General features: G+C 60.3%; 15 protein-coding genes. 8 read left to right on the top strand and 7 right to left on the bottom strand.

What is annotated here, in order from left to right; translation table 11 throughout:
• Positions 1 to 180: 180 nt before the first annotated feature.
• Positions 181 to 978 carry an alpha/beta fold hydrolase gene (locus tag ACQQ92_RS00715; protein ID WP_427795536.1) on the bottom strand — a complete coding sequence of 266 codons (798 nt, stop codon included), beginning with the start codon at positions 976 to 978 and terminating at the stop codon, positions 181 to 183.
• Positions 979 to 1214: 236 nt separating this feature from the next.
• Here ACQQ92_RS00715 and ACQQ92_RS00710 point away from each other — a divergent pair, with 236 nt between their 5' ends.
• The 3 genes from ACQQ92_RS00710 to ACQQ92_RS00700 all read left to right on the top strand — a co-directional run bounded on the left by ACQQ92_RS00710 (position 1215) and on the right by ACQQ92_RS00700 (position 4113).
• Positions 1215 to 1991, top strand: coding sequence for a radical SAM protein (locus ACQQ92_RS00710; protein WP_427795535.1), 777 nt, complete (start codon positions 1215 to 1217; stop codon positions 1989 to 1991).
• 169 nt (positions 1992 to 2160) lie between these two features.
• Positions 2161 to 3048, top strand: coding sequence for a type I methionyl aminopeptidase (map, locus tag ACQQ92_RS00705; protein ID WP_427795534.1), 888 nt, complete (start codon positions 2161 to 2163; stop codon positions 3046 to 3048).
• 123 nt (positions 3049 to 3171) lie between these two features.
• Entirely contained in the window at positions 3172 to 4113 is a 942-nt protein-coding gene (locus ACQQ92_RS00700) for a D-2-hydroxyacid dehydrogenase (RefSeq protein ID WP_427795533.1), read from the top strand.
• 285 nt (positions 4114 to 4398) lie between these two features.
• Here the strand turns inward: ACQQ92_RS00700 and ACQQ92_RS00695 are convergent, their stop codons facing one another.
• Positions 4399 to 5784 (bottom strand): M18 family aminopeptidase, encoded by a 1386-nt coding sequence (locus tag ACQQ92_RS00695; RefSeq protein WP_427793650.1) that lies wholly within the window; start codon positions 5782 to 5784, stop codon positions 4399 to 4401.
• 161 nt (positions 5785 to 5945) lie between these two features.
• On the opposite strand from ACQQ92_RS00695, the gene ACQQ92_RS00690 reads away from it, so the two are divergent.
• Entirely contained in the window at positions 5946 to 7031 is a 1086-nt protein-coding gene (locus ACQQ92_RS00690; protein WP_427795532.1) for a carcinine hydrolase/isopenicillin-N N-acyltransferase family protein, read from the top strand.
• Positions 7032 to 7171: 140 nt separating this feature from the next.
• Positions 7172 to 8251 carry a 6-phosphofructokinase gene (locus ACQQ92_RS00685; protein ID WP_427795531.1) on the top strand — a complete coding sequence of 360 codons (1080 nt, stop codon included), beginning with the start codon at positions 7172 to 7174 and terminating at the stop codon, positions 8249 to 8251.
• A gap of 513 nt (positions 8252 to 8764) precedes the next feature.
• Here the strand turns inward: ACQQ92_RS00685 and ACQQ92_RS00680 are convergent.
• Complete coding sequence (locus ACQQ92_RS00680; RefSeq protein ID WP_427795530.1) at positions 8765 to 11530, bottom strand: FtsX-like permease family protein; 2766 nt, start codon at positions 11528 to 11530, stop codon at positions 8765 to 8767.
• Between the two features lie 5 nt (positions 11531 to 11535).
• A complete protein-coding gene (locus ACQQ92_RS00675; RefSeq protein WP_427718202.1) occupies positions 11536 to 12237 on the bottom strand; it encodes an ABC transporter ATP-binding protein in 702 nt (233 codons plus the stop codon).
• 315 nt (positions 12238 to 12552) lie between these two features.
• On the opposite strand from ACQQ92_RS00675, the gene ACQQ92_RS00670 reads away from it, so the two are divergent.
• A complete protein-coding gene (locus tag ACQQ92_RS00670) occupies positions 12553 to 13788 on the top strand; it encodes a chloride channel protein (RefSeq protein ID WP_427795529.1) in 1236 nt (411 codons plus the stop codon).
• A gap of 206 nt (positions 13789 to 13994) precedes the next feature.
• Here ACQQ92_RS00670 and ACQQ92_RS00665 read toward each other — a convergent pair whose 3' ends face one another.
• The 3 genes from ACQQ92_RS00665 to ACQQ92_RS00655 form a co-directional block, all read right to left on the bottom strand.
• Positions 13995 to 14573 (bottom strand): methylated-DNA--[protein]-cysteine S-methyltransferase, encoded by a 579-nt coding sequence (locus tag ACQQ92_RS00665; RefSeq protein ID WP_427795528.1) that lies wholly within the window; start codon positions 14571 to 14573, stop codon positions 13995 to 13997.
• Positions 14574 to 15270: 697 nt separating this feature from the next.
• On the bottom strand, positions 15271 to 16296 hold the full coding sequence (locus ACQQ92_RS00660; RefSeq protein WP_154514908.1) for an aspartate-semialdehyde dehydrogenase: 1026 nt from the start codon (positions 16294 to 16296) through the stop codon (positions 15271 to 15273).
• Between the two features lie 220 nt (positions 16297 to 16516).
• Positions 16517 to 17905, bottom strand: a complete 1389-nt coding sequence (locus ACQQ92_RS00655; RefSeq protein WP_427795527.1) for an aspartate kinase — start codon at positions 17903 to 17905, stop codon at positions 16517 to 16519.
• A 103-nt stretch (positions 17906 to 18008) separates the two neighbouring features.
• Between ACQQ92_RS00655 and thrC the strand changes: the two genes are divergently transcribed.
• Entirely contained in the window at positions 18009 to 19526 is a 1518-nt protein-coding gene (gene thrC / locus ACQQ92_RS00650) for a threonine synthase (protein ID WP_427795526.1), read from the top strand.
• A 203-nt stretch (positions 19527 to 19729) separates the two neighbouring features.
• The gene (gene thrB / locus ACQQ92_RS00645) at positions 19730 to 20611 is read left to right on the top strand and encodes a homoserine kinase (RefSeq protein ID WP_154514914.1); all 882 of its coding nucleotides are present in this window, start codon (positions 19730 to 19732) and stop codon (positions 20609 to 20611) included.
• Positions 20612 to 20807 lie beyond the last annotated feature (196 nt).

The following is a 20807-nucleotide window of genomic DNA, read 5'->3' as shown; positions in this document are numbered from 1 at the left end:
AACGGTACGCCCGTTAAACGTTACTAGAGTAACATCTTGCAGAGCAGGCAGGTGCACAATTGTTGTAATATTTTTAATAGCAATAGAACGGGTCAATTACCTCTGCGAATATGCAGCTCAAGATTGATTTATTGCAAGACACCAATGTTTATTGATTCTCCTGTATGAGTCACCGACGCATCAGCGGCTTAGAATGGCGCGGACGGCGTTGGCGGCTGCGACCGGTCGATCTCGAAGACCGTTATGCGCACCCGGAATTGTTACAACGGGGCAGCCCAGTAACTCCGCAGCCGCTCGTGCACCTGCCGCGCGGGACGTATCGGCCGAAAGCTCTCCCAAGCAGACGGCGGCAACGGTTTTTGATGCGCGAACTCGATCCCAATCGGGACCATACGTCATGACAAGTCCATACTCGTTCGCCATAAAGCCACGTCCATTGCGCATAGCATGTTTGGCTTCCGCTTTGGTTATACCGGGAGCTTCAGGATCGGGGTCTCCAATAGCGCCCAAGAAGACCCTCAGCGCCCTCGAAACTTTCCCCGCCGCAACCATCTCGAGCAAAACCGGGGCTGCGCCCAAGCCAACGCCCTCGCCTGTCACGGCCGGCTCATGCAAAATCGCAGACGACACTGCCGCCGCATCCGCATGAAGGAGCTCAAGGGCAACGAGCGTGCCAGCGCTGTGCGCGAGGACATTTGCCGGGGCGCCGGCATGTTGGATAACAGCTCGCAGGTCGGCAGCCTGAACTGCCAGATCGTAGCGTCCGTCTGCCGCATCGTCGCTCTCGCCGCAACCACGGCGGTCATAGGCAATGACGCGATAGCCACAGGCGAGCTCGCGGGCGATGCCGTCAAAAAATGTGCCGTCGACGCACGCACCGTGCACGCACACCAAGGCGGGCGCATCGGACGATACATCCGGGCCGGCATACTCGCGGCAGGCAATCGTGGTGCCCGCATTTTCGACCGTAAAATCCATGTTGTGATCCTATCGTCAACGCCATCAGGCCGCACCGAGGTGTGACTTGGACAGTCTGGCGCCATGTTGCGCATACTTAAATGCGTTTACTGTACCCGACTCGCACCCTTTCATGACAGGGTTCCGAAAACTCACCAGGCTGCACAGTTTCGGCTTAGACAACAGTGTCCAGACCCGCGATTGGCACGGGGGCCAATGCTATGCTTAAGTACAACTGTCCCGAGGAGCATATGCCTATGTCTACGTTTTTGAATGCCAGCCCCATCTTTGGGCCCGTCCGCAGCCGACGCCTTGGACTCTCGCTCGGCGTCAACATGATGCCTGCCAGCGGCAAGATTTGCACCTTTGACTGCATTTACTGCGAAAACGGACTCAACGCCGAACGCCCCTGCCACGAGCCACACAACACGGCTGCCGTGGTGCTCGACGCACTCGAAGCCAAACTACGCGAGATGACGGTCGAGGGTGAGCTGCCCGATGTAATCACGTTTGCCGGCAACGGCGAGCCCACCGCCGCACCGGAGTTCCCGCAGGCTATCGCCGGCGCTGTCGCGCTTCGCGACCAGTTGGCCCCGAACACCAAGATTGCCGTGCTTTCCAACGGCACGCGCGCCGACCGTCCCCAGGTGCATGATGCGCTCATGATGGTCGACGACAACATCCTCAAGCTCGATACGGTCGATCCGGCATTTATCCAGCTGCTCGACCAGCCCGTTGGTCCCTACGACGTCGAGCACCAGATCGAGACGTTCGCGAGCTTTGAGGGCCACGTTATCATTCAGACGCTATTCCTCACCGGCGAGTACCAAGGCAAGTCTATTGACAACACGGGCGACGAATACGTCGGCCCTTGGCTTGCGGCGCTCGAGCGCATTCGTCCGCAGGAGGCGACCATCTACACGGTGGCGCGCGAGACACCAGTCGCCGGCCTTGCCAAAGCGGCGCCTGAGGTGCTCGACGCCATTGCCACACGCGTGCGCGCCCTCGGCATCCCCTGCCAGGTGAGTTACTAGCACCCGTCTGCCCAAGAGCAGCTAATTTGGGACGGGGCTTTTTTGACTGCTTTTGGGAGCGATATGGGCGGCGCAAGGCCGCGCGGACAAAAGCAGTCAAAAAAGCCCCGTCCCAAATTAGCTGCTCTGCGGGTGGGCTATACTAGCCTCGGATGAAAGGAAGTTAGCCATGTATGACAAAGGACCCGTACCCGGCCGCAACGACGATTGCTGGTGCGGCAGCGGCAAAAAATACAAGAAATGTCACAGCGCCTTTGATGAGCGCCTCGAGCGCCTGTGGGAAGAGGGCTGGAACGTCCTGCCCCGCACGCTCTATAAGACGCCTGCCGATATCGAGGGCATCAAGCGCTCGGCCGCCATCAACGTGGGCGTGCTCGATTATGTGGGTGAGCATATCACCGCGGGCATGACCACCAACCAGATCGACCAGATGATCTACGACTACACCGTCGAGCATGGTGGAACGCCGGCCGACCTCAACTACGAGGGCTACCCCAAGAGCGTGTGTACCTCGATCAATGACGTAGTCTGCCACGGTATCCCCTGCGATGCGGATGTGCTGCACGAGGGCGACATCATCAACGTGGACTGCTCAACGATCTTAGACGGCTATTTTAGCGACTCGAGCCGCATGTTCTGCATCGGCAAGGTCTCGGCCGAGCGCCAGCGCTTGGTCGACGTCACCCGCGCCAGCGTGGAGGCGGGTCTGGCAGCCGTCAAGCCATGGCTGCCGCTCTCCGTGATGGCCGAGGCCGTACAAAAGACGGTCGAGGACGCCGGCTTTAGCGTGGTGCGCGAGTACGGTGGCCACGGCATTGGCAAGGAGTTCCACGAGGACCCGTTTGTGGGCTTTACCACCGAGGCGCCCGACGTGGACACTATCATGGTTCCGGGCATGGTCTTTACTATCGAGCCCATGGTCAACGCCGGAACACCCGACATTAAGATTAGCAAGGGCGATGGGTGGTGCGTGCGCACCAAGGACGGCAGCGACTCGGCCCAGTGCGAGGTACAGCTCGTGGTGACCGAGGACGGCTACGATCTGCTGAGCTGGTAGCCGTAGATGCGCCGGATGCTGACGGGCACGCTCGTCTTGCCTCCGGCGTTTTATTTGAACGTTTTGCCTGATAAAACCTGCCAAAATAAACCTGTCCCTTTTTGGCAGGTTGAGCGGAGAGGAATGCTTGTGAACATCCTAGTTTTGCTGCCCGTCAACGACCGCCATCGTGCAATTCTTGAGTCGAGCGCTCCGGGCGAGAATTTTATCTACACGAGCGCCGGCGACATCACGCGCGAACAGGTCGCCGATGCCGACGTGATCCTGGGCAACATCGACCCTGACATGCTCACGGCATGCGACCATCTCCAGCTGTTGCAATTGCAGACCGCCGGCTATGACGACTACCTTGCCGCCGGCACCGTGCCGGCTGAAGCCAAGCTGTCTTGCTCGATCGGCGCCTACGGTCAGGCCGTGAGCGAGCACATGTTTGCCATGGTCCTTTCCATGATGAAGCGCCTGCCCGGCTATCACGACTTGCAGCGCGAGCATCGCTGGGAGGATTTGGGGCCGGTCACCTCGCTCAAAAACGCCAACGTGCTGGTGCTGGGCGCAGGCGATATCGGTGGCCACTTTGCCACGCTCTGCCGCAGCATGGGTGCGCACGTCCGAGGCATCAAGCGCCATCCGCTCGTCTACCCCATTGTGTTTGAGGACATGGACGGCATGGATGCCCTGTCTGAGCGCCTGGCAGAGGCCGACATCGTCGCATCCTTTATGCCCAGCACGCCCGAGACCCGCGGCCTGGCGAACGCCGAGTTCTTCGCCGCGATGAAACCGGGCGCGTTCTTTGCCAACGGCGGCCGCGGCGATCTTGTGGTCGCCGACGACCTGGTTGCCGCTCTGGAATCGGGACATCTCTCCGGCGCCGCGGTCGACGTCACCGATCCCGAGCCGCTGCCCGCCACAAGCCCGCTGTGGGATGCACCCAACATGCTCATCACACCGCACGTCTCGGGTTGGTTCCACCTGGCCGCCACGCTCAATAACGTGGTCGACATCGCCGCGGAGAATCTGCGTCACCTGCTGGCCGGCGAAACTTTACGTTGTTGGATTGAGCATTAGATTGTTCCGGCGTTTTACCAAACGCCGGAACCCCTCGACGCTGCGAGCCCGCCGTTTGGCCAATCTGCCGTTCAATTTCAAAGGCGCGACCAGAAGGTCAGCGCCTTTTCATTTCACGGCACCTTGGCTCAAACGGCGGGCTCTCGCTGACTTTTGCTCTACCTGCGGCGGTTTCGCTGGCGTCAGCTTCATCTGCAAGCCTTAGCAGCTCCGTCTTACCGTTGACATTGCGGCATTTGCCCAGATAAAACCTGCCAAAATAAACCCGTCCTTTTTTGGCAGGTTTTAGAGCTCCACACTTTCGGCACCGTTGATGTTTAGGTCGCGCTCGTAGAAAGCCGTGAGGGCGCGGATCGCGTACATCACGTCGCGCACGCCACCGGTCTCGTAGCTCGAGTGCATGGCCAGCTGCGGCAGGCCCACGTCCACGGCGTGCATGCTCGCCTGCATATTGGACAGATTGCCGAGCGTGGAGCCACCCGCCATATCGCTCTTGTTGGCAAAGGCTTGCGTGGGCACGTCTGCGTCATCGCAGATGGCCTGGAACACTGCGCGGCTAAAGGCATCGGTGCAATAGTGCTGGTTGGCGGCTTCCTTGATGACGATACCGCCGTTGAGCACGACCTGGTTGTGGGCATCGCACTTTTCGGCGTGGTTGGGATGCACGGCGTGCGCGTTGTCGCAGCTCACGAGCATCGAGGCGGCAAGCGCACGGTGGTACGACTCGTCATCAAAGCCCAGCGACCCGTTAATGCGACGCAACGCATCGGCCAAGAACGTCGACATAGCGCCCTGCTTGGTCTCGGAGCCAACCTCCTCGTTGTCGAAGCAGCAAAAGACCGAGATGTCATGCGCATTCTCGGCACCCAAAAATGCCTGCAGCGAGGTGTAGGCGCAGGCTAGGTCGTCGAGCTTGGGCGTCGAGATAAACTCGTCGGCCCAGCCCCAAATGCGCGCGTCCTGACGATTGACCAGGAACAGATCGCGACCCAGAATCTGTTCGGGCTCGACGTCCAGTTCGTCGGCGATCAGAGCATCAAAGTCGCCCTGCTTAAGCTCGCCGGCGCTGATGAGCGGGCACAGGTCGACAGCGCGGTTGGGTGCAAAGCCCTCATTGACGCCACGGTTCATATGGATAGCAAGGCTCGGAATGATAGCGACCTCGCGCTCGGTGGCAAGCAGGCGGCTCTCAATACGGTCGCCCTCGCGCACCAGCACGCGTCCAGCCAGCGCCAACGGGCGATCGAACCAGGTGTAGTCGATCATGCCGCCGTAGGCCTCGGTGTTCAGGCGCAGCGTCTCGCCCGCGCCGTCGAGCTCGGGCACGGCCTTGACCTTAAACGTCGGAGAATCGCTGTGCGACGCCGTGAGCTGAAAATGATAGTCGCCGGCAACTCCGTCCTCGCCCCACGTCGCGGCCAGGTCCTCGCCCACCTTAAAGGCGATAACGCTCGAGGTGTTGCGCTGCGTGTAATAACGCCCGCCCGGCTCGATGTCCCACGCCGCATTCTCGGGCAGGTAGGTAAAGCCCGCCTCGTCGAGCTCGGCCATAATGGTCGCCGCCGTATGGAACATGCTGGGGCACGCCTCGATAAAGTCGATAAGGTCGTTGGCGGCCTCGATATCGTCGGCCGTCACATGCGCGCGTTCGGGCGTTTCCTGATCCGTCATGCTCTCCCCTTTCGCTGGGTTGATGGTCCCCTCCAGCATACCCCGCCACGCCAGCGCCGCACTCTTCATTCCATGTTTAATCCCATGCCACTCACCAGGTTGAGCCATCATGCCCGCGCTCCTTTTGCGATAATTACGCTAACAGGACGAGAGGAGCCGTCATGAAGCCACGTAACATTGCCATCGTCTGCGGTGTCGCGGGAGTCGCCGTCGGCCTTGCCGCTGCCACCGGTATCGTTTACCGCAAGCAAATCAAGTCCGCCGCATCGCTCAAACGCTTGACCGGCTACGCGGATGGCTATGACCTGTACGCAATCGACATTGCCTACGACTACGATCTTGATCGCATCATCGCCGCTGGCGTGCGCGACGACCAGGCCTACATCGATGCCGTGGTGGCGCAGGTGCTGCCCGGTGTGCCGGCACATGTCCAGGCTCCCCAGTTTGCCTGCAGCGCTTTTGTCGCCGTAGATGCCGAAGGCCGCGTGCGCACCGGTCGCAATTACGACTTTAAGGACGACACCTCGGCGCTGCTGGTGCGCAATCACCCACGCGGCGGCTATGCCTCCATCGGGTTTGCCGCCCTTAACAACCTGGGCGATAACACTCCGCTTGACTCCGTCGCCGGACGCGCCGCCGCACTCATGGGTCCGTTTGCCCAGCTCGACGGTGTTAACGAATGCGGCGTGTCCGTTGCCGTGCTCACCCTTGATTCCAAGCCCTGTGACCAGGACACGCAACGCCCTGTCATCAATACCTCGCTCGCCATCCGTCTGGTGCTCGATCGTGCCGCCACCACACAAGAAGCTGTCGACCTGCTTTCCGCCTACGACATGCACGCCATGGCAGGACGCGATTATCACTTCTTTATCAACGACGCCACCGGTGACGCGCGCGTAGCAGAGTGGGATCCGCACGATCCGGACCGCGCTTTCAAAGCGACTCCTGTACGCCAGGTTACGAACTTCTACCCCTGCTATGGCGACGAAGTGCTGCCCAACCAAAAGAACGGCGAGCTGGGCCATGGTAAAGAGCGCGCCATCGCAATCGCCGATGTCCTTGACGCCCATGTCGGTGCCCAGGACGAAACGATTGCCTGGGAAGCCCTGCGCGCCGCAGCGCAAGAGCCCAATCCGGAAGACATCACCAGCAATACGCAATGGTCGGTCGTCTTTGACAATACCGAACCCGCCGCCGCTATTGCGCTGCGCCGCCACTGGGGCGACGTCGACGCCTTCGCACTGTAAGGAGCTAGGCCCGTCGACCTTACGCTCGCCTGACGTTGTTTACATTTCTATACGCTTGAGCTAACACGTTTTACCCCCGTATCAACAGTGTGCGGGGGTAAACTTATGCGCATGTTATAACTTGCCCGGAAGGATTCATCATGCTTAGGATCGGTCTTCTTACCAGTGGCGGCGACTGTCAGGCGCTCAACGCCACCATGCGCGGCATCGTCAAAACGCTTATGACCAATAGCGAAGAACCTATCGAGATTTATGGTTTTGAGGACGGCTACCAGGGCCTTATCTACAGCAGGTTCCGCGTCATGACGCCCGCCGATTTTAGCGGCATCCTCACCCGCGGCGGCACCATTTTGGGCACGAGCCGCACGCCGTTCAAGCGCCTGGACATTCCCGAGGCCGACGGTGTCGAGAAGGTGCCTGCGATGGTCCACACCTATCACAAGCTGCAACTCGACTGCCTGTTTATGCTGGGCGGCAACGGCTCCACCAAGACCGCCAACCGCCTGCGCGAAGAGGGCCTCAACGTTATCGCTCTGCCCAAGACCATCGATAACGACACCTGGGGCACCGAAATGACGTTTGGCTTTACGAGCGCCATCGACGTCGCCACCAAGTGCATCGACGACATCCACACCACCGCCTCGAGTCACGGCCGCGTGTTCGTTATCGAGATCATGGGCCACAAGGTTGGCTGGATCCCGCTGTACGCCGGCGTCGCGGGCGGCGCGGACGTCATCCTGATTCCCGAGATTCCCTACGACATGAGTAACGTCATCAAGACCATCGAGCATCGCATGGAGACCGGCAGCCGCTTTACGATCGTGGCCGTCGCCGAGGGCGCTATCTCCAAGGAGGACGCGGCGCTGCCCAAGAAGGAGTACAAGAAGAAGCTCGCCGAGCGCACGAGTCCGTCGATTGTCTACGACATTGCCAAGGAAATCGAGGCCAAGACCGGTCGCGAGACCCGCGTCGCCATCCCCGGCCACACGCAGCGCGGCGGTCAGCCCGACGCCCAGGACCGCATCTTTGCGACCCAGTGCGGCGTCGAGGCGGCACTGGGCTGCCTACGCGGCGAGTTTGGCTACATGATTGCCCTGCGTGACGGCAAGATGTGCCACATGCCGCTCGAGGAGGTCGCCGGCAAGCTCAAGTTTGTCGATCCCCAGAGCGACCTGGTACGCGAGGCCAAGGCGCTGGGCATCAGCTTCGGCGACGAATAGCCTCGGCCGAAATCCATCCCATCGGGCCCTCCGACCCCGCCCGACGTATTTCGATTTGGCTCCTCCCTTGACTCCGTCAAAGGTCGCTAATCGAAATCGTCGGTCGGGGTCGGAGGGCCCTGCGTTTACATACTCGCCGAGGCTATTCGTCTTCTTGCTGCGGGTGCCTAGGGCAGGAGGCGCCGTGCATTTTTGGGAGTTTTCAGCAGCCGAGGGTGCCTGCATACTGAATTTTGGGCGAAAGGCAGGCGCCATGGGCCGCATCTTGTAAAAACGAGCGGCTCTTGAGGCGTTGGGAGCTCAGAATCAGGGCTTTCAGCGCAGTTTTGTGCGCCCGCTCCCATACTCGTGGACTCCGGAATGCTGAATTCTCCGGAATTTGCACGCCGCCCCTGGGGGTACCTGCGGGTAAAAAGCAACCGCCCCGCCAAAATATGCATTCTGCGGGGCGGTTTATGCAATAAAGCGACTGCGGCACGTCACAGCTCGCTACAACTTGAATCCAAGAACAGGTTACTCGGCGCTCTTGAGGGCACCGACCATGTCAATCTTGTTGAGGGTACGGTTGGTGGCGAGGTTGACGATAAACGTAAAGCCAAACGAAAGCACCACAGCGAGCACGAAACTCAGCGGCTCGACCTCAACATCAAAGTACAGCGACGGCATCTGAAGAACGTACGTAAAGCTCTCGGCAAGCAGGCCACCCAGCGGCACGCCCAGTGCGGTGCCAATCGCCGTAAGGATCAACGTCTCCTTATTGACGTAGTGGTGCACCTCGCCACGGCGGAAGCCCAGCACCTTGATGGTCGCCAGCTCGCGTTCGCGCTCCGAAATATTCGTATTAGACAGCGTAAACACCACCACAAACGACAGGCACGCCGCCATAAAGGTCACAAGCACTACGACCGAATTGATAATCGTAAAGTTCGACTCATAGTTCTCCCAATGCTCGGCCGTACTCGAAATCGTAAGCCAACCGTCACTCTTAAGCTTCTTGCTAAACGCAATTTGGTCGGCCGACGAGCCCTTAAGCAGCACAAAGATGCCGTTAAGACGCGCGCTTCGGCCGAACGCGCGCTCATAGGTGCCCTGCGTCATATAAAGCGTGTTGCCCAAATAATTGAGCGAGATATCGCTAACCTTGACCTTGGTAACATTGAGCGACGAATCCTGGACCTGCGCCGTATCGCCCGGCTGAATCCCCAGCACCAGCTGTGAACTCTTGCTTAAATACACGTCCCCGTCACGCAGGGCGAGCGGTTCTTTGGACTCATCCTCCAGACGCACGTAATCGTCCAGATCATTCGTGCGGTCATCGGGCACCACGATGAGCTGTACGGTCTCGCTCTTACCGCCAAACGTAAAGGTGACGTTGTCGGTCATAATCGGCAGGATCGAGGTCACGCGCACGCCGGAGTCGCTGGCCGCGCTACGCTCTTCCAGCGCCGCACACGTCTGAGCATAGTCATCGGGATTGGCGACCGCCAGCAAGTCATAGCGCGTGATGTGCCCGTACTGTTTGGGCGAAAGCGCCACCGACGTATCGCGGATGCCCATACCGCAGATCACGAGCGCCGTGCAGCCGGCGATACCGAAGATGGTCATAAAGGCACGTTTTTTGTAGCGGAACAGGTTACGCGCTGCCACCTTGTTCAAAAAGCCCATGCGGCGCCAAATAAAGCCGATGCGCTCAAGCAAGATGCGCGAGCCGGCTCGCGGGGCCTTGGGACGCATAAGCGAGGCTGGGGTCTCGGCCATCTCGTGGCGGCAGGCGATAATCGTGGCACCCACCACGCCCACGGTAAACAGCGCCACCGAGACGATCGAGGACACGATGTCGTACGAAAGCAGCATCTGGGGCAGTGAGTACATGTCGTCGAACACCGTAAACAGGAACAGCGGCAACCCCACAAATCCGATGATGTTGCCGAGTACGCCGCCGAACAGACATGCCCACAGCGAGTAGTCCACGTATTTGGACAGGATTCGCCCGCGTGAATAGCCGAGCGCCTTGTACAGGCCAATGAGCGTGCGCTCCTCCTCGACCATACGAGTGGCGGTGGTAAGGCTGATGAGCACGGCTACGACAAAGAAAATAAATGGGAAAACCGTGGCGATGGCCTCAATCGAAGAGCTGTCGCTCTCGACGCTTGAGTAGCTTGCGATGTTACCGCGATCCTGGATGTACCAAGTGCATTCGCCCAGATCGGAAAGCTCGGCGCGTGCATCGGCAAACTGCTGGTCGGTGGCGGCGCGGCGCTGGTCCAAATCGGCCTGAGCCCGAGCACGCTCCTCACTGCCCTGGGGCATGCGGTTGATGTTGTCCTGCTCAATCCCAAAGAGCATATTCGCCTGGCGCTCGGAGGCATCCAAGCTTGCCGGCGCGTCGACCGTCAGCTCTTGGACGCGCACCTTCTCACGCTCGTCGCGAATCTTCTCGATATTACCCTTGACCTCGTTGATCTTTGTCGTGTAGGCATCTGAATAGGAGTTGAGGCTCTTGGCTCCCTCGACGATCACGTGGACCGCGGAGTAGGAAGAAGATGTCGCGGCATCCTCGCTCACATAGAACTTATAGTCCGCAGCCGAAGCAGCGCGAAAGGCGTTGACTGTCGAGTCGGAGCTCACATCAGTAGGATCGAGGACCTCGGCCGTAATGGTGTAATCACCCGCGGCAAACTGGTCCTTGGCGCTTTGGTTCGACGAGCTCGCGTCATTGGCGGCAAAACTCACCGTGTCGCCGAGCTTTTTGCCCGAAGCCTTCAGGAACTTCGAAGTCACCGCGACCTCGCCGGCGCTCTCGGGCAAATCGCCGCTCACCAGCACCGGTTGATCGATATTCTTCCTGGAAAGGCTCTGAACGACTACACGCTCGCGCGTGGTACCCACGGCGGTGTAGGCGGTCTCGGTGTAGATGCCCTCGGCCGTCTCGACGCCGTCGACCTCTTGAATGGCCGCAAGATCGTCGCGCGTAAGGCCATAGGTCGACTGCACGTTAATGTCATAGACATTCTGCTGGTCAAAATAGACGTCGACCGAATCGCGCAGATCCTCGCAGCCCGCCTTAAGACCGCACATCACGCTCACTCCGAGCGCGGTAATGACCACGATAGATAGGAAGCGCTTAAGACTGCCTCGGATTGTGCGGGAGATGCCACGGCGAAAAACCGTCGGCGCCATATCATTTGAGCTTTGAGCGGTACGGTAGGTCGCGAACTCCCGATCGTGACCCACGTGCTCCGTATCGTGGTTTTGGCTGTTTTGGCGATCTTGGTCCATGGGCGCTACCACTCGATCGTCTCGATAGGCACGGGATTTTGCTGGACCGTCTCGCTCTCCACACGACCGCTCTTAAAGCAGATCAGGCGATCGGCCATGGGCGCGAGCGCGGAGTTGTGCGTGATGATGATGACCGTAATGCCCTGCTTGCGACAGGTATCCTGCAGCAGCTGCAAGATCTGCTTGCCGGTTTTGTAGTCGAGCGCGCCCGTGGGCTCGTCGCACAGGAGCAGCTTGGGGTTCTTGGCCAGTGCGCGGGCGATGGACACGCGCTGCTGCTCGCCGCCCGAAAGCTGCGCGGGGAAGTTGGCGAGGCGCTCGCCCAGACCAACCTGGCGAAGTGTCTGTTCGGCATCGAACGAATCGGGGCAGATTTGCGCCGCAAGCTCAACGTTTTCGAGCGCCGTCAGGTTGGGAACCAGGTTATAGAACTGGAAGACAAAGCCGACGTCGGCGCGGCGGTATTCCACGAGCTGCGCCTCATTGGCGGAACTCACATCGCGCCCATCCACCGTTACGGTGCCGGAAGTCGCCGTATCCATGCCGCCCAGAATGTTGAGCGCCGTGGTCTTGCCGGCACCCGAAGCACCCAAAATGATGGCGAGCTCGCCACGCTCGACCGTAAAGCTCGCGCCGTCCAGCGCGTGAATGCGGGCGTCACCCTCGCCGTATGCTTTGACGACGTCCTTGAATTCGATATAAGCCATCGATTAATTCCCATCTGGTCGGATAACTCTTTAGTATTACCCATTTCGCACCGACCAAAAAGGGACAGGTTTATTTTGGCAGGTTTTATATGGGGAAACGAGGGGTGCGGGCAGGCACCAGGACTGTCCACGGCAACCATTTGACCCAAACCGTATCCACCGCTATGATGCCGCTACGGAATGAATGTCTCCGTTGGGTGCGCCAGCCAAGCTGCCGCGTTACCCTAAACCGCCTTGTTGCTGATGACTTCTGCTGTTACGTGATGCCCCTAGGCATCACGCCGCGGCAGGAGTCTTTTTTGTTTTGGAGGAGAAGTGTCGGAAAGCAGCGCATCGAGCAGAATCAAACGTCTGCTCAACACCTATAGCGGTCTTGTGCTTATGGGTGCCGTCGGAATCCCCGTCGGTATCATCGTTGGCGCCATCTGCGCGCTCTTTGGACGCGTGCTTTTGGCGATCGGCGCCTTCCGCGACGAACACATCACCCTGCTCATCCCCTTCCTCGCCCTTATGGGCCTTGCCATCGTGTTTGCCTACCGCGCTTGGGGCAAGGGCACCGACCGCGGCATGAGCCTGGTATTCGACGTAGGCCACGGGCGTGAGGACACCATCTCGCCGCGCTTGGTGCCGCTCATTATGCTGAGCACGTGGGGGACGCACCTCTTTGGCGGCAGTGCGGGACGCGAGGGCGTGGCCGTGCAGATCGGTGCAACCGTCTCACATTGGATCGGCCGACGTCTACCTTTCCGAGACCCCGGCAACACGTTTTTGCTTATCGGCATGGCCGCCGGCTTTGCCGGGCTCTTTCGAACGCCCCTTGCTGCCACGGTCTTTGCTATCGAAGTACTGGTCGCAGGACGCATGGAATACCGCGCGCTGTTTCCCGCGCTTACAGCCTCGCTCGCCGCAAGTATGACCTCCGGCGCTCTGGGACTCGATAAGTTCGAGGTCGCCGTTGTCGCCTCATGCGCGCTTGATCTCCCCGGTCTTGGACGGCTTGCGGTACTAGGCATCGCGTTTGGCATGGTAGGCGGTGCCTTTGCCTGGTGCCTTGCCCATGCCAAGACCCTTGCGGCGCGGCTGCTCCCCAACCCCTATGCGCGCATCGCCGCTATCGGCATCGCGCTATCGGCGATTCTGTTCGCACTGTGGCAGGGTCGATACTGCGGCCTTGGCACCAACCTGATATCGGCGGCGCTCAACGGTAACGGTAAGGTCGCCATCATGCCTTGGGACTGGGCGCTCAAATTCGTACTCACCATCGCCACACTTGCCGCAGGATATCAAGGTGGTGAGGTAACGCCGTTGTTCTCCATCGGAGCCAGCCTGGGCGTCGTACTCGCCGGGATTCTCGGCATGCCCGCCGAACTCTGCGCCGCGCTGGGCTACGCAGCCGTCTTTGGCAGCGCCACCAATACGCTGCTCGCACCCGTCCTTATTGGCTGCGAAGTCTTCGGCTTTGCTAATCTGCCGATGTTCTTTATTGTCTGCGTCGTGGCTTACCTGTTCAACATGGATAAGTCGATCTACGCCCTGCAAGAGCGAGCGTAGAAAGATGTCCAAGCAGGTGGTCTCAACCGGAAACGGCGTCCCACTCTGAGGCTGTATTCCGGGACACGGTTTCCGCTTGGGACGCCATTCGGAAAGCGCATCCCGCTTTAAAGCGGAATTCCGGGACGTGGTTTCCGTCTGAGTCTCCATTCGGAAAGCGTGTCCCGTTCTTTCACGGCATCTTGGCTATGCAAAGTGCTCGAACGTTATTCCTCGTACGCGCCCTCAAGCCGAAGCAGCCACTCCTTGCGATCGAGCCCGCCGGCATATCCGTTAAGCGAGCCGTCGGCGGCAACCACGCGATGGCACGGCACGATAATCGAAATAGGGTTGCGAGCGACCGCAGCCCCCACCGCACGAGGAGACACAACGGGGTCCTCGTTCCCCGGCACCCGATGGCGGGCGGCGACACGAGCCGCAATCTCGCCATACGTGGCGACCTCACCACGCGGAATAGAAAGCAGCTCAAACCAGACTTCACGCTGAAACACCGTGCCGATCATATGCAACGGCGGCGTGTACAGAGGCTCCTGCCCTGCAAAATAAGCATTCAGCCAAGCCCACGAACGCTCAAGCACCGAAGAAGCCGCACCATGAGCCGGACTCGCCGACGACATGCCACCAGCACCGGAAACCGCATCGGCCCCTTCAACATGTTCTGAGTCTTCCCGGAGAAGCGTGGAGCCAAAGTGCTCCTGCCCCTCAAACCAAAGCCCCGTCAGACCGCGGCCATCAGCGGCAAGCAGGATTTCGCCCAAAGGCGAAGCAAACGTCGTCGTGACCACCAGCGGCTCCTTTCAAAACTCCGCACCATAATACCGCGAATTGTGCAGACAACCTGTCTGATACGCCCGGGCAGGCTCGTAATTGTTTAAGCGAGGCAGCTTTCCCCAATCAAGAGAAGAAGACGCGGAGCTTCGACGCCAGGGCGGTACCCATGCCAGCTGAGCTCTAATACTTTTCCCGAGAAGTGAACGAGTAAAAATAGGACCCCAAAGCATCCACACTTTTTGATTACAAAACCGCAGGATTCGCGCAGCAAAGCCGCAGGAAATAGCGGTCAAAATATGCCAATGCTTCGGGGGTCCAAAATAGGTCGTTCACTTCTCGGGAAAAGTATTCAACTTCAATTCACCCCAACCCCAAAGTCACCTCAGGCAGCAGGCGCGAAGCGCCGCAGCTGCCGTCACGGACCCGCAGTCCCCAAAGGAGGCAGGCGCAAAGCGCCGAGGCCGCCGCCGGGACCAGGGCCCGCAACGGCCACGTGCCCTCACATCAGCCCAGCGGCCCCAACCAACAACGGCCCCATCGCAGGCCGCTCGCAGCCGAGTCACCGCAGGCGGGGGCCGGGCTCAGCTTTCAGAACACTCCGCAGACCAGTGCGGCGCCTTGTCCGCGGCTCCGAAGGAGCAGGACAAGGCGCCGCACATGGTCGAGGACGTTCTGAAAGCTAAGCCCGGCCCCCGCCGGACAGTTCCACCGCTACTCGCAGAGCAGCTTGGCGATCTGGACGGCGTTGGTTGCCGCGCCCTTACGGATTTGGTCGCCACAGCACCAGAAGGTGATGCCACGCGCGGCCTCGGGGTTCGAGATGTCGCGGCGCACGCGACCGACCCAAATCAGGTCCTGGTCGGAGGTGTCCATCGGCATGGGGAATCGGTCGTGCGCATCCTCGGCACCCAGGTCGTCGACCAGCTTGACACCCGGGGCAGAAGCCAGCGCAGCACGGGCTTCCTCGACCGTAATGTCGCGCTCAAACTCGAGCGTAATGCTCTCGGAGTGCGAGCGCAGCACAGGCACGCGCACACAAGTGCAGTTCACGCGCAGCTCGGGCAGGTGCATAATCTTGCGACCCTCGTTTTGCAACTTCATCTCCTCGGAGGTAAAGCCCTCCTCCTTGACGCCGCCAATCTGCGGAATCAGGTTGCTCGCCAACTGGGCGGCAAATGCGCGCGGCTCGGGAATCTCCTCGCCACGACCCAGGGCGGCCAGCTGGGCCTCGAGCTCGGCCATACCGGGAGCACCAGCGCCCGAAGCCGCCTGGTACGTCGAGACGATCATGCGCTTCACGCCGGCAAGCTTGTGCAGCGGCCAGGTGGGAACCAGTCCGATGATGGTTGCGCAGTTAGGGTTAGCGATAAGGCCGTGATGCCACTTGATGTCGTCGGCATTGATCTCGGGCACGACGAGCGGCACCTCGGGATCCATGCGGAAGGCGTGGCTGTTGTCGACCACGACGGCGCCACGCTTGACAGCCTCGGGCAGCAGCTCCTTGGCGATATCGTCGCCGGCAGCGCCGAGTACGATGTCGCAGCCCTCAAAGGCCTCGGGACAAGCCTCCTCAATAACAACCTGCTCGCCGCGGAACTCGACGGTCTTGCCCGCAGAGCGCGCGCTCGCCAGCAGCTTGAGCTTGCCAACCGGAAACTCCTGCTCGTTGAGGCACTCGAGCATCTGGGTGCCCACGGCCCCCGTCGCGCCCAAAATAGCAACCGTGTACTGTTTCATGCTTCCCCCTTTAAAGGTTGTGGCTTTTGCCCGCACGCCGAGCAGGCAGGATATTCTTGCCCAGTGTATACAAGAACGGGGCGGACACGAAACCCACCCCGTCGAAACGAAACCGAAACGAAACGCCCCGCGCTAGATTTTTTGGAACATGCCTCAAAACCCACTCATGCGCCAAAAGGTAGATTTCTAGACATATCCCAAAAATCTACCGGAATGGTCGCTATTTGTGGAGGGCAGCCAGGGCAGGTTCAATCGGTGCAGGAGCCTCCAGATCGGAGACCTTCACAATGCCGTTCTCGTCGGAGAAGGCACGGTAAATGGTCTGAATCGCCAGGTCGAAGTCCTTATCCTCGACACCGATAATGATGTTGATCTCGTCGCAGCTCTGCGAAATCATGCGCACGCTCACGCCAGCCTGGCCGAGCATGCCAAACAGGTGGCCGGAAATACCTGCGCGGCCGCGCAGGTTACGACCGACGGTCGCGATGAGCGCCAGGCCCTCGACAACCTCAATCTCGAGCGGCTCAACCTCCTGCTGGATGTCGCCCACGAGCGAGTACAGCGAATCGTGCACATCCTGCTCCTGCACCACGGCGCCAAAGCGGTCGACGCCGGTGGGCATGTGCTCGACGGAAACGTCATAGCGCTCGAAGACCGAAAGTGCACGGCGCATAAAGCCGACGCGGGGCTTGGTGCGATCGCGGGCCACGTTGATGGCGACAAAACCGCGCTTGCCGGTCACGCCGGTAATGATGGGCTCCGCCTCGCCCTCATCAGCCGTCTCGCTAATGATGGTGCCGGGGTCCTGCGGCGCATTGGTGTTCTTGATGACCAGCGGAATACCCGCCTCGCGCACGGGGAACACGGCCTCCTCGTGCAGGACGCTTGCGCCCATGTACGAAAGCTCGCGCAGCTCCTCGTAGGTAACGCGCGCAATGGGCTGAGCCTCGGGAACAATACGCGGATCGGCAGAGTAGAAGCCCGAGACGTCGGTCCAGTTCTCGTAAAGGTCGGCGTCCAGACACTTGGCCAGAATCGAGCCCGAGATATCGCCGCCGCCACGATCGAGCAGCTTAATCTGGCCCTCACGCGTCGCGCCGTAGAAACCAGGCATAACAAAGCCGCCCTGCTGACCGTACTCCTGCACCAGCTCGGAGGTGCGGTTCATGCTGAGCGTACCGTCGTGATGGAACGCCACAACCGTCGCGGCGTCCAGGAACGGCAGGCCCAGGTACTCGGCCATCAGGCGAGCGGTGAAGTACTCGCCGCGGCTCACAAGCTCCTCGGTGGAGTAGCCGCCCGAGCGGGCGCGCTCGGCAAAGGCCGCGAACTCCTCACGGATGGGATAGGTGAGCTCCAGCTCGTCAGCGATATCAAAATAGCGCTGGCCAATGTCCTCGAGCAGCTCCTCACACGACACGTGATACTTAACGTGCGCGTTAACCAGGTAGAGCAGGTCGGTCACCTTGGTGTCGCCCTTAAAGCGGCGACCGCAGGCGGAAACCACCACAAAACGGCGGGCCGGGTCGGCGTCGACGATGGCTTTGACCTTCTTAAAGTGTTCGGCGTCGGCGACCGACGAGCCGCCAAACTTGGCAATCTTAATCATGGGCTGGAGGTTACCTTTCTAAAAGCCTCTGCGAACCTGTTTTGCGCGCTCTGATACCATGGTTTCACCGATTGGGACCAAGGCATCCGAGGAGCAGTGTTATATGGGAACTTATCATAGTACACGAGGACGCACTTTATCGTGCTCAAGTAAGGTGGCAATCCGCACCGGCATCGCTCCCGACGGGGGTTTGTTTGTCTCGGACGAGCTCGGCACCCAGCAGGTCGATATCAGCTCGCTTGCAGATAAATCGTACTTTGAAATCGCTCAAGATGTGTTGGGAATGTTACTGAATGATTACACGGGCGAAGAAATTTCGGCCTGTGTGAATGAGGCATATCGCGGCACGTTCGCCAGTGAAGAGGTTACGCCGCTCGTCAAACTCGACGCTGCGCCGGGCGCTGACGCCCCTCAGACCTATGTGATGGAGCTCTTTGGCGGCCCCACGAGTGCCTTTAAGGACGTCGCCCTGCAGATGCTCCCCCGTCTCATGGCCCGCACTTCCGCCAAGGACGGCGGCGCCGAGCGCATCATGATTGTCACCGCCACGTCGGGCGACACCGGCAAGGCCGCACTTGCCGGTTTTGCCGACGCTCCGGGCACGGGCATCACCGTCTTTTATCCCGAAGGCAAGGTCAGCCGCGTGCAGAATCTGCAGATGTCCACACAGGAAGGCGATAACGTCGCCGTCTGCGGCATTCGCGGCAACTTCGACGATGCCCAGAGTGCCGTCAAGCGCATCTTTGCCGATAAGGAGCTTGCCGAGCGCTTGGAGGCCGCCGGAACGGTGCTTTCGAGTGCCAACTCCATCAACGTCGGCCGTCTGGTGCCGCAGGTCGTCTACTACTTTGCCGCCTATGCGCAGCTGTTGCGCGCCGGCGCCATCGAGGCCGGCGACGCCGTGGAGTTCTGCGTACCGACCGGCAACTTTGGCGATATCCTGGCCGGCTACTATGCCAAGCGCATGGGTTTGCCCGTCGCCAAGCTCATTGTCGCGAGCGACAAGAACAACGTGCTGGCTGACTTCCTGACCACCGGCGTCTACGACCGCAACCGTCCGTTCTTCACGACCATCTCGCCGTCGATGGACATCCTCATCAGCTCCAACCTGGAACGCATGCTCTACTTCCTGTCCGATGGCGACTGCGAGCTTGTTGCCGGCCTTATGGAGCTGCTGGCAAAGACTGGTCACTATGAGGTTCCCGCCGACCTGCTGGCAAAGATTCAGAGCGTCTTTGGCTGCGGCTGGGCCAGCGAGGACGAGGTGCGCGCTGCCATCAAGAGCTGCTGGGATGCGAACGGCTACGTGATCGACCCGCACACCGCTTGCGGCTATCACGTCTTTGAAAAGGTCGCTCCCGCCGAGGGGGCCAAGGCCCGTGTGCTGCTTTCGACCGCCAGCCCCTACAAGTTCCCGCGTGCCTGCTGCGATGCTCTGGGTCTCAACGTTCCCGAGGACGACTTTGAGGCCATGCGCGTGCTCGAGCAGGCCACCAATACGGCCGCACCGGCACAGCTCGCCGAGCTCGAGTCCAAACCCGTCCGCTTCGAAGACGTCTGTGACGTCGATGAGATGGCAAGCTACGTCGAGTCTGCAGCAAAAAAGATGGCTACCAACTAAAACCCTTATTAAGCGCCGGCGAAAGCCGGCGCACCTTCTTTTATCAGATAACCCCCGGGATGATGACGAACGCGCACAGCGTGCCTGGCTGTTTAGTTCGTCGCGAGTTCCGCACGCAAAGGAAAGCACTTAATGTGCTTTCCGTCTTGCGCAGGACTGCCCGAGCAGCGAACTAAACAGCCAGGCACGCCAGGAGGACCCACATGATCAAGATCACCGTCCCAGCAACCAGCGCCAACTTGGGCATCGGCTACGACACCCTCGGCATGGCCGTCAGCCTCTACTCGCACTTCACCTTCGAGCGCGCTGACAAGCTCACCATCACGGGCTGCCCCGAGGAGTTCCAAAACGAAAACAACCTGGTCTACGTCAGCTTTGTCGATGCGCTGGCCGCATGGGGCGAGCCGGCCTTCCCCGTCGCCATCGACATTCAAACCGATGTACCCGTCGCTCGCGGCCTGGGTTCCAGCTCCACTTGCGTCGTCGCTGGCATTATGGCCGCCGCCGCACTGACAGGCCACACCGTCGACCGCGCTGAGCTCGTCCGCATTGCCACCGAGGTCGAGGGCCATCCCGATAACGTCGCTCCCGCCATCCTGGGCGGCGCCGTCTGCTCCTTTACGCCGACCGATTCGCTCCCCCAGTGCCTGCGCTACGAGGTGAGCGATCGCTTGCGTTTTATTACCGTGATTCCGCCCTACGAGGTTCACACGAGCGAGGCGCGCAAGGTCGTGCCGCAGGAGATTCCGCTCTCCACCGCCGTATGGCAAATGGGCCGTATCGCCGGCATGACGCGAGGCCTGGAGGCCGGCGACCTCGACCTGATTGCCGCCGCCAATGACGACCGCATCCAGGAGCCCTATCGTCGTCGCCTGATTCCCGACTACAACGCTGTGCGCGACACCTGCCTTAACGGCGGCGCCAAGACCATCTGGATCAGCGGTTCGGGCTCTACCCTTATGGCTGTGACCGACGACACCATCGTGGCAAAATTCCTGCAGGTCAAGCTGCGTGAACAGTTCCCCAAGTGTGAGACGCATATTCTAACGTGCGACACGGAAGGCGCCCAGATCGAATACCTGTAGTCGCCGTACCTTATACCCGCCGGGGAGGCCAGGGGCTTTGCCCCCAAATCGTCCTCGGACATGGCAGGACCCCCGCTGCGCACTTCGTGCGGCGGGGGTCCTGCCGTCCTGCGGAAAGATTTGGGGGCAAAGCCCCTGGCCTCCCCTATGTTAACTTCGCCGGCGGCGGCTACAGGGACCTACACTCTGGAAAGTC

Origin of the sequence: Collinsella sp. SGI.241 (genome assembly GCF_050312955.1) — a bacterium.
Classification (GTDB): Bacteria; Actinomycetota; Coriobacteriia; order Coriobacteriales; family Coriobacteriaceae; genus Collinsella.
This window is presented reverse-complemented; position numbering and strand designations above follow the sequence as displayed.